The organism is Mesorhizobium sp. M7A.F.Ca.CA.002.15.2.1 (genome assembly GCF_003998715.1).
Taxonomy (GTDB): domain Bacteria; phylum Pseudomonadota; class Alphaproteobacteria; order Rhizobiales; family Rhizobiaceae; genus Mesorhizobium; species Mesorhizobium ciceri.
In genome coordinates this window covers 1-8,200 of record NZ_RZPI01000203.1, presented here as the reverse complement: position 1 = coordinate 8,200, position 8,200 = coordinate 1, and the positions used below count along the sequence as shown (strand labels likewise).

9 protein-coding genes are annotated in these 8,200 nt (G+C 64.4%); 2 read left to right on the top strand and 7 right to left on the bottom strand.

Annotated elements, in window-relative coordinates:
• Both ENZ74_RS34690 and ENZ74_RS13805 read left to right on the top strand, forming a co-directional pair.
• On the top strand, nucleotides 1-222 hold a 222-nt coding region (locus ENZ74_RS34690), incomplete at its 5' end, for a hypothetical protein (RefSeq protein ID WP_206522279.1).
• A gap of 71 nt (nucleotides 223-293) precedes the next feature.
• A complete protein-coding gene (locus tag ENZ74_RS13805) occupies nucleotides 294-1,385 on the top strand; it encodes an LLM class flavin-dependent oxidoreductase (RefSeq protein ID WP_063169942.1) in 1,092 nt (363 codons plus the stop codon).
• Nucleotides 1,386-1,409: 24 nt separating this feature from the next.
• Here ENZ74_RS13805 and ENZ74_RS13800 read toward each other — a convergent pair whose 3' ends face one another.
• The 7 genes from ENZ74_RS13800 to ENZ74_RS13770 all read right to left on the bottom strand — a co-directional run bounded on the left by ENZ74_RS13800 (nucleotide 1,410) and on the right by ENZ74_RS13770 (nucleotide 8,184).
• Entirely contained in the window at nucleotides 1,410-1,805 is a 396-nt protein-coding gene (locus ENZ74_RS13800) for a RidA family protein (protein ID WP_063169943.1), read from the bottom strand.
• A 77-nt stretch (nucleotides 1,806-1,882) separates the two neighbouring features.
• Nucleotides 1,883-3,031 (bottom strand): acyl-CoA dehydrogenase family protein, encoded by a 1,149-nt coding sequence (locus ENZ74_RS13795; RefSeq protein ID WP_063169944.1) that lies wholly within the window; start codon nucleotides 3,029-3,031, stop codon nucleotides 1,883-1,885.
• A 75-nt stretch (nucleotides 3,032-3,106) separates the two neighbouring features.
• On the bottom strand, nucleotides 3,107-3,919 hold the full coding sequence (locus ENZ74_RS13790) for an enoyl-CoA hydratase family protein (protein ID WP_063169945.1): 813 nt from the start codon (nucleotides 3,917-3,919) through the stop codon (nucleotides 3,107-3,109).
• Nucleotides 3,916-4,386 (bottom strand): MarR family transcriptional regulator, encoded by a 471-nt coding sequence (locus ENZ74_RS13785; protein WP_063169946.1) that lies wholly within the window; start codon nucleotides 4,384-4,386, stop codon nucleotides 3,916-3,918. The genes ENZ74_RS13790 and ENZ74_RS13785 overlap by 4 nt, the downstream gene beginning before the upstream one ends.
• Complete coding sequence (locus ENZ74_RS13780; RefSeq protein WP_063169947.1) at nucleotides 4,380-5,153, bottom strand: SDR family NAD(P)-dependent oxidoreductase; 774 nt, start codon at nucleotides 5,151-5,153, stop codon at nucleotides 4,380-4,382. Before ENZ74_RS13780 ends, ENZ74_RS13785 begins: the two co-directional genes overlap by 7 nt.
• The gene (locus ENZ74_RS13775) at nucleotides 5,150-7,444 is read right to left on the bottom strand and encodes a bifunctional salicylyl-CoA 5-hydroxylase/oxidoreductase (protein ID WP_063169948.1); all 2,295 of its coding nucleotides are present in this window, start codon (nucleotides 7,442-7,444) and stop codon (nucleotides 5,150-5,152) included. The genes ENZ74_RS13780 and ENZ74_RS13775 overlap by 4 nt, the downstream gene beginning before the upstream one ends.
• Before the next feature lie 140 nt (nucleotides 7,445-7,584).
• Entirely contained in the window at nucleotides 7,585-8,184 is a 600-nt protein-coding gene (locus tag ENZ74_RS13770) for a VOC family protein (RefSeq protein WP_063169949.1), read from the bottom strand.
• Nucleotides 8,185-8,200 lie beyond the last annotated feature (16 nt).

Here is an 8,200-nt window from a genome sequence, read left to right as displayed (position 1 = left end):
CACCCGGAGCACCCACGATGGACTGGCCGGCACGATGGACTGGTCTGCTCGATGGACTGGCCGGCAAGCCCGTCCGGCACGGCAATCGCCATCGACTCCGGAATGCTTATCCAAAGTGCGGCGCTTTTCAAGGCGAAAGTTTTAAGCTTAAAAAGCTGCGATGTCCGTTGCGTGGTGGACACGGTGCGGCCCGCTGGAACCGATACCCGCGAGCGATGGTGACGCCAAGCTATTTCAGGCTTGAAATATTTCCGCGCGGGCCTAGCGTGCGATCTTCGCCGGGAGGTCGCGACGTGAACAAACCACACCCTTTGCACGGCTCGAACAGACTGAAGCTTGGCGTCTTTTCGACCAATGCCGATGGCGGGCTTGCCATCACCGATGTGCCGGAGCGCTGGGCGGCGAGCTGGCAGGACAATGTGACCGCAGCCCAGATCGCCGACCGCGCCGGGCTGGAGTTCATGCTGCCGATCGCGCGTTGGCGCGGCTTCGGCGGCCGCAACAAGGTGCGCGAATGGTCGTTCGAGACCTTCACCTGGGCGGCGGCACTCGCCATGGCCACCGAGCAGATCGGCCTGTTCATGACCGTGCATGTGCCGCTGGTGCATCCGCTCTATGCCGCCAAGGCGCTGGCGACGGTCGACCATATCAGCCAGGGACGCGCGGGCTTGAACATCGTCTGCGGCTGGAACCCGAAGGAATTCGGCATGTTCGGCACGCCTTTGGTCGAGAAGGGCTACGATCAGGCGGCCGAATGGATCGAAATCCTGGAAAAGCTTTATGCGTCGGCCGAGCCGCTCGATTACGAAGGCACTTATTACCGCCTCAAGGAGGCTGTCAGCCGGCCGGCCAGTCTGCAGGTTCCGCGCCCCGTGACCATGAACGCCGCCTTCGGCGGGCCGGGCCGCGATTTCGCTGCCGCCCGGTGCGATTATCTGTTCACGACATTTTCGGAAATGAGCGATGCCGGCAAGCATGTCGCCGACATCAGCGAGCGGGCCGATAAGGCAGGCCGCGATGTCGGCGTCTACACCGTGGCGCATGTCGTCTGCCGCCCGACGATGGAAGAGGCGCAGGCCTACTACACGCGCTACGCCGTCGATATGGCCGACCATGACGCCGTCGATGCCCACATGGCCGGCAAGAAGGAATTCTCGCAATCGCACGACCCGCACGCCTATGACCGCTACCGGCAGCGTTTCGCCGGCGGCGCCGGCACCTACCCGCTGATCGGAACGCCGGAAACGATCGCCGCCGACATGGTCGCAATTGCCGGGCACGGCTATCAGGGCATCGCGCTGTCCTTCGTCAACTACACGCAAGAACTGCCCTATTTCTGCGATCACGTGCTGCCGATCTTGAGGCAGGCGGGGCTTCGCGAATAATTTATTCCTGAGGCAGCCAATAATTTATTCCGGAATGACGGCGGTGGCCTGGATTTCGATCTTGGCGCGATCCTCGACCAGCGCCACCACCTGCATGGCGGCCATCGCCGGAAAATGCCGGCCGATGACCTCGCGATAGGCCTCGCCGATACCCCTGAGATTGGCAAGGTATTCGGCCTTGTCGGTGAAGTACCAGGTCATCGAGGTGATGTGCTGCGGCCCCGCGCCGGCTTCCGCCAGCACCGCGACGATGTTCTGAAGCGTTTGCCGCACCTGGCCGACGAAGTCGTCGGTTTCGAACTGGCATTGGCCGTTCCAGCCGACCTGTCCGCCAACGAAGACGAGCCGACCGCGCGCCGCGACGCCGTTGGCGTAGCCGACAGGTTTGGCCCAGCCTTCCGGCTGCAGAATCTGGTGCATTTCAGTCTCCCGATTCGTCAAAACTCGGTTCGCAATATCCATTGTCAAAACAGTCTGGTCCGTGGGCGCGACCTGCTTCAGGCCGCGCCCATCACTTGCCGCGCAATCACCACTTTCTGCACGTCGGAGGCACCCTCATAGATGCGCAGCGCGCGGATCTCGCGATACAGGCTTTCGACGATGTGGCCTTTGCGGACGCCGTCGCCGCCGTGCAGCTGCACGGCCTTGTCGATCACCTCTTGCGCCCTGTCGGTGGCAAACAGCTTGGCCATCGCCGCCTCGCGGGTGACGCGGGGCGCACCCATGTCCTTGGTCCAGGCGGCGCGGTAGACCAGCAGCGCCGCCGCATCGACATCGAGCGCCATGTCGGCGATGTGCCCCTGCACCATTTGCAATTCGGCCATCGGCGCGCCGAATAGTTTGCGCTCGGCCACGCGTTTGATGCTTTCATCCAGTGCACGGCGGGCAAAGCCGAGTGCCGCCGCACCGACGGTCGAGCGGAACACATCGAGCACCGACATGGCGATGCGGAAGCCGTCGCCTGGCTTGCCGATCAGTGCGGTGGCCGGCAGGCGGACCCGCTCGAAAGACAGCCGCGCCAGCGGATGCGGCGCGATCACTTCGAGCCGTTCGGCGATGCCAAGGCCCTTGGCGTCGCCAGGCACGAGGAAAGCGGAAAGTCCCTTGGCGCCCGGCGCCTCGCCGGTGCGGGCAAAGACGACATAGAGGTCGGCGATGCCGCCATTGGAGATCCAGGTTTTTTCGCCTGTAAGAACGTAGCTGTCGCCGTCGCGGGTCGCCGTCATTTCCGTGTTGGCGACATCTGATCCCGAGCGCGGCTCCGACAGGGCGAAGGCTGATATCGCCTTGCCGGCGCGCGTCTTCGAAAGCCATTGCCGCTGCTCCACCGTGCCGAACAGGCTGAGCGCGCCGGTGCCCAGCCCCTGCATGGCGAAGGCGAAATCGGCCAACCCGTCATGGCGGGCGAGCGTCTCGCGCGTGATGCACAAAGTGCGGACGTCGAGGGGACCCGGGTTGTCGGTGTCGAGCGCCGTTGGCTTCAGCCAGCCGTCTCGGCCGAGCTTGCTGACCAGCTCGCGGCAGGCGGCGTCGACATCATGGTGATCGACTGGGAGGTTGGTCGTGCACCATGTCTCGAGGTGCTCGGCTAGTTCGCGATGGCGGTCTTCGAAGAACGGCCAGGAGAGGAAGGAACGGTCAGGCATTGGTGGCCCCGCTATTGAGGCCTTGCGCACTACGGCGCCCCCCTCCCGCCAACGTCTCCACGCAAAGCATCATCCTCAATCCCCCTCGAACACCGGCTTTTCCTTGGCCACGAACGCCTTGTAGGCGCGTTCGAAGTCGCGGGTCTGCATGCAGATCGCTTGCGCCTGCGCTTCCGCCTCGATCGCCTGGTCGAGGCCCATCGACCATTCCTGGTTGAGCTGGGTCTTGGTGATGCCGTGCGCGAAGGTCGGGCCGGAGACGATGCGCGCCGCCATGTCGAGCGCGTCGGCTTCAAGCGCGGCGGCATCGACCAGCCGGTTGTAGAAACCCCAGCGTTCGCCTTCATCAGCCGTCATGGTGCGGCCGGTGTAGAGCAGTTCGGCGGCGCGGCCCTGGCCGATGATGCGCGGCAGGATCGCGCAGGCGCCCATGTCGCAGCCGGCGAGGCCGACGCGGGTGAACAGGAATGCGGTCTTGGCTTCCGGCGTGGCGATGCGGATGTCGGAGCTCATCGCAATGATGGCGCCGGCGCCGACCGCGACGCCGTCGACCGCCGCAATGATCGGCCTGCCGCAATTCAGCATCGCCTTGACGAAATCGCCGGTCATGCGGGTGAAGACCAGGAGCTCCTTCATGTCCATTTTGACCAGCGGGCCGATAATGTCGTGGACATCGCCGCCGGAGCAGAAATTGCCGCCATTGGAAAGGAACACCACGGCGTCGACATCGTCGGCATAGACGAGGTCGCGGAACGTGTCGCGGAGTTCCGCATAGCTGTCGAAGGTCAGCGGGTTCTTGCGCTCCGGCCGATCGAGCCGGACCTTGGCGATCCTGCCCTCGACCTCCCAGAGGAAATGCTTCGGCTTGCGCCCGGCCATTGCGGTCATTCGCGTCCCTCCCAGTTGCTGCGGAACGAGGTCAGCATGCCGGTCAGCCGGCGCGCGTCGTCCTCACTGACCTTGCCCAGCAATTCGCCGATCCAGCCTTCATGCGCCGCGGCGATCGCGGCAAAGGCCTGCGTGCCTTCCTCGGTCAGCCGCACCATCGAGGTGCGGCGGTCGCCATTGCGCCGCGCGCGGGCGACAAGTCCTTCCGAAACCAGCCGGTCGACGATGCCCGTGACATTGCCGTTAGAGACCAGCAGGAAACGCGACAGGTCGCTCATCAGCATGCCTTCCGGCGCGCGATAAAGCGCTGCCATCACGTCGAAGCGCGGCAGCGTGGTGTTGAAGTCCTTCTTCAGCCGCTCGCGCAGCTCGGCCTCGATCGTGCGCGAGGCGCGCAGCAGCCTGATCCACAGACGCAAGCGGTCCTTGCCGGGTCTCGACGGCGCGGGCAGGGGGCCGGCTACCATGTTTCGCCTCCTGAGATGGAAATCGCCTGTCCGGTGATCGATTGGGCGGCGTCGCCGCACAGCCACAGCACGGCGGCGGCAATTTCATCCGGCTGGATGAAGCGGCCTTGCGGGTTGGTCGAGGCAAGGCTCGATCGCGCTTGTTCGGCCGAGCGGCCGGTCTTTTCGATGATGCGCCGGATGGACTCTTCCAGCATTTCGGTTTCCACAAAGCCTGGGCACACCGCGTTGACGGTGACGCCGGATTTCACTGTTTCGGCGGCAAGCGCCCGCATCAGGCCGATGACGCCATGCTTGGCGGCGACGTAAGACGCGACGTAGGCGTAGCCTTTCAGGCCGGCGGTCGAGGCGATGAAAACAATTCGTCCCGTCTTCCGCGCGGCCATGCCGGCCAGCGCGGGCTTCACCGTCAGGAAGGCGCCGGTCAGATTGACGTCGAGCGTCCGCTGCCAGTCGCTGAGCGCGGTTTTGTGCGCCGGCGCGCTGCCGGCCATGCCGGCATTAGCGACGACGATGTCGAACGGGCCGCGCGCGGCTTGCGCCCTCTCGTAGAGCGCCGCCATTGCCGCCTCGTCGGTGACATCGGCGGCGATGCCAGAGATGCGGTCGTTTTCGCCGGCCACCTTGGCGAGCTCTGCTTCCCGGCGGCCGCAGATGGTGACGCCGATGCCGGCAGCAGCCAGCGCCAGCGCGATGGCCCGCCCGACGCCGGAGCCGCCGCCAGTGACCAGCGCATGCTTGCCGGGTATCGTCGCGGCGGCCGTCATACTTTCAGCCCCGCTGCGGCGTCGCGCTCGGCCAGACGGTAGAGCTGGTCGCGTCCGGGCAGATAGGGATCAGGCCATTTGACACCGCGGTCGCCGAGCGTGACGGCGGCATGCAGCGTCCAGTAGGGATCGGCGAGATGCGGCCGCGCCAGCGCCACCAGGTCGGCGCGGCCGGCCATCAGGATCGAATTGACATGGTCCGGCTCGTAGATGTTGCCGACCGCCATCGTCGCCATGCCGACCTCGTTGCGGATGCGGTCGGAAAACGGCGTCTGGAACATGCGGCCATAGACAGGCTTGGCCAGTGCCGAGGTCTGGCCTGCCGAGACATCGCAGATGTCGACGCCGGCCTCATGCAGCAGCCGCGCGATCTCGACCGCGTCGGCCGGCGTCACGCCCTCGATGCCGACCCAGTCATTGGCGGAAATGCGCATCGAGATCGGCTTCTCCGCCGGCCAGGCGGCGCGCACCGCGCGGAAGATTTCGAGGGGATAGCGCATGCGATTGTCCAGCGAACCGCCATATTCATCCGTGCGCCGGTTGGTGACCGGCGTGATGAAGGACGACAAGAGATAGCCATGCGCGGCGTGGATTTCGAGCATGTCGAAGCCGCAGCGATCGGCCATCTCGGCCGAAGCGACGAATTCGTCGCGCACGCGGTCCATGTCGGCGCGGTTCATCGCCTTCGGAACCTGATTCTGCGGCGACCACGCAACGGCCGAAGCCGCCATCACCGGCCAGTTGCCTGAGACCAACGGCACGTCAGTGCCCTCCCAGCCGAGCCGGGTCGAGCCCTTGGCGCCGGAATGGCCGATCTGGGCGCAGATCTTGGCCTCGGTCTCGGTGTGGACGAAATCGACCAGCCGCTTCCACGCCACCTCATGCTCGGGCGCGTAGAAGCCGGGACAGCCGGGCGTGATGCGCCCTTCCGGGCTGACGCAGGTCATCTCGATATAGATGAGACCGGCGCCACCCTTGGCCCGCTCGGCATAATGCGTGAAATGCCAGTCGGTCGGGCAGCCGTCGACAGCCTTGTACTGCGCCATCGGCGAAACGACGACGCGGTTCTGCAGCCTCATGTCGCGCAGCTTGAACGGCGCGAACATCGGCGCGCGGCGCAGGCTGTTGCCGCCGGCGCCCGCCTGGCGCTGGAACCATTCTTCCGCGCTTTCAAGCCATTCGGCATCGCGCAGTCGCAGATTCTCGTGGCTGATACGCTGCGAGCGGGTCAAAAGCGAATAGTTGAACTGCACCGGATCGAGGCCGAGATAGCGCTCGACCTCCTCGAACCATTCCAGCGAATTGCGCGCCGCCGATTGCAGCTTGAGCACCTCGGTGCGGCGGGCATCCTCATATCTGCGGAAGGCGGCATCCAGGTCCGGCTCAGTTTCGACATATTCGGCCAGCGCCACAGCACTTTCCAGTGCCAGCTTGGTGCCGGAGCCGATCGAGAAATGCGCCGATGCCGCTGCATCGCCCATCAGCGCGAGATTCTTGTAAGACCAGCGCTCGCACAGCACGCGCGGGAAATTGATCCAGGCCGAACCGCGGATATGGTTGGCATTCGTCATCAAGGCGTGGCCGCCGAGATGTTTTTCGAAGATCCGCTCACAAACGGCGATCGATTCCTGCTGCGACATCGCACCGAAGCCGAAGGCAGCCCAGGTCTGCTCGCTGCACTCGACGATGAAGGTCGCGGTGTCGCTGTCGAACTGGTAGGCGTGGGCCCACACCCAGCCATGCTCGGTTTTCTCGAAGATGAAGGTGAAGGCGTCGTCGAATTTCTGGTTGGTGCCGAGCCAGACGAACTTGCATTTGCGGGTGTCGATGTCGGGCTTGAAGATGTCGACGAAACTGTTGCGCGCCCTGGAGTTCAGGCCGTCGGCAGCGACGACCAGATCGTGCGTCTCCATGTAAGGCTTGGGATCGGCGATGTCGGTCTCGAACATCAGCTTGACGCCGAGTTCACGCGCCCGGCGCTGCAGCAGGACCAGCAGCCGCTTGCGGCCGATGCCGCAGAAACCGTGCCCTGACGAGACCGTGCGCACGCCGTCATGAATGACGGCGATGTCGTCCCAGTAGGCAAAGTGCTTCTTGATCCAGACGGCGCTGACCGGATCGTTTTTCGACAGATTGTCGAGCGTTTCGGCCGACAGCACGACGCCCCAGCCGAACGTGTCGTCGGCGCGGTTGCGCTCGAACACCGTCACATCGTGGGCGGCGTCCCTCAGTTTCATCGAAATGGCAAAGTAGAGGCCGGCTGGTCCGCCGCCGAGAACCGCAACCTTCATCTGTGCGATCTCCTCTTCGCTTGCTGGAGTTCAGTATCGCGCCGGCGATAAGATATTTCAAGCTTAAAGTTTCATATCAGAACGATCGTCCTGACATGGCGAAAGCGCGCCTGCGTGTCATCGCGCAAGCGCGCTGCCGATCACTTTTCCGGGCTCTTCGGGCTCCACAACACCGTCTCGGCGCCCTTCTCATAGGCCATCCCGTCGGGATAGCTGATCGCTTCCAGTTGCAGCCCCCAGGGCGCCTGGAAATAGAGGATGGTCTGGCCGGCGGCGGGTCCTTCCTTGACCGGCAATGGTCCCAAGCGTGTCTTGACGCCCTTGCCGTCGAGATAGGCTTTGGCAGCGGCGACGTCGTCGACATAGAAGGCGATGTGGAAGCCGCCGATGTCGCTGTTCTTTGGCGTCAGGTCCTTCTGGTCCGGTGCTGTGTATTTGAACAGCTCGATGTTCGAGCCGTAGCCACAACGCACCATGGTGACCTCTTCGATCACCGCCTTCGGATCGACGCCCAGGAGATCCTGCATGAAGGTGCCCTTGTCGTCGGCGAACGGGCCGAACGACATCGCCTTCTTGCAGCCGACCACTTCGGTGAAGAAGTCGACCGCCTGCTTCATGTCGGGAACCGTGATCCCGGTGTGGTCGTGGCCGCGCATGCCCGGGATCGAATCCGCCGAGGCCATGCCGGCGCTGCCGAGCATCGCGGCGGCGAGCGTTGCAATTGCGATTGTGGTCTTCATGTCAGTCCTCTCCATT

Bases quoted from the DNA above. Each gene is read 5' to 3' on its own strand.
- ENZ74_RS13795 (WP_063169944.1), bottom strand. From the start codon at position 3,031: ATGCCTGACCGTTCCTTCCTCTCCTGGCCGTTCTTCGAAGACCGCCAT.
- ENZ74_RS13785 (WP_063169946.1), bottom strand. From the start codon at position 4,386: ATGGTAGCCGGCCCCCTGCCCGCGCCGTCGAGACCCGGCAAGGACCGC.
- ENZ74_RS13800 (WP_063169943.1), bottom strand. From the start codon at position 1,805: ATGCACCAGATTCTGCAGCCGGAAGGCTGGGCCAAACCTGTCGGCTAC.
- ENZ74_RS13790 (WP_063169945.1), bottom strand. From the start codon at position 3,919: ATGACCGCAATGGCCGGGCGCAAGCCGAAGCATTTCCTCTGGGAGGTC.
- ENZ74_RS13775 (WP_063169948.1), bottom strand. From the start codon at position 7,444: ATGAAGGTTGCGGTTCTCGGCGGCGGACCAGCCGGCCTCTACTTTGCC.
- ENZ74_RS13770 (WP_063169949.1), bottom strand. From the start codon at position 8,184: ATGAAGACCACAATCGCAATTGCAACGCTCGCCGCCGCGATGCTCGGC.
- ENZ74_RS13780 (WP_063169947.1), bottom strand. From the start codon at position 5,153: ATGACGGCCGCCGCGACGATACCCGGCAAGCATGCGCTGGTCACTGGC.